Consider the following 637-nt stretch of genomic DNA (forward strand, 5'->3'; position numbering starts at 1 on the left):
ACGCATCTACGCGCAGCTGCCATTGAAGGAATTGGCAGAGAAAATACGTTCGCATTTTCCCAAGAAGCATCCTCAAGGTAACACGCCGTTGTTCCCGCCGGAGGGTGAGGTGGCGCTGATGTTCCTCAAGCCATATACCGGACTGTCGGATGACGGCCTGATCGAGATGCTCAACGGCAGCATCCACATGCAGATGTTCTGCGGGGTGCTCATAAATCCAGGCAGGCCCATAAAGAATGGCAGGATTGTCAGCTCCATCCGCAACCGCATAGCCTCAGTACTGGATATCAAGGAGTTACAAAAGATTCTATATGACAGATGGGGCGGTTCATTGCGTGACAAGGACATGTGCCTGACCGACGCCACCTGCTACGAGAGCCATCTGCGGTTTCCGACTGACGTAAAACTGCTGTGGGAGTGCTGCCAGTGGCTTCAATCTCTTGTGGCAAAGACCTGCAAGGCACTTAAGGAGCGGCAGCCACGCAACAAGTACCGCGACATTGACCGCGCCAGACTTGCCTATGCCAAGCAGCGCAAACACACCAAGTCGGCTACAGACAAACTTCGTCGGAGATTGCTGGGGTTGCTCTCCAAACAGATAGGCCAATGGAACATGATCTGTAAAATACACACCGTT

General features: G+C 53.1%; 1 protein-coding gene. It reads left to right on the plus strand.

Annotation, left to right across the window (positions count from 1 at the left end):
• Positions 1-637 (plus strand): transposase (locus D4A39_RS19035; RefSeq protein WP_199699483.1); only part of this gene is annotated, 637 nt, incomplete at both ends.

This window comes from Alcanivorax profundi (assembly GCF_003597125.1).
GTDB classification, from domain to species: domain Bacteria; phylum Pseudomonadota; class Gammaproteobacteria; order Pseudomonadales; family Alcanivoracaceae; genus Alcanivorax; species Alcanivorax profundi.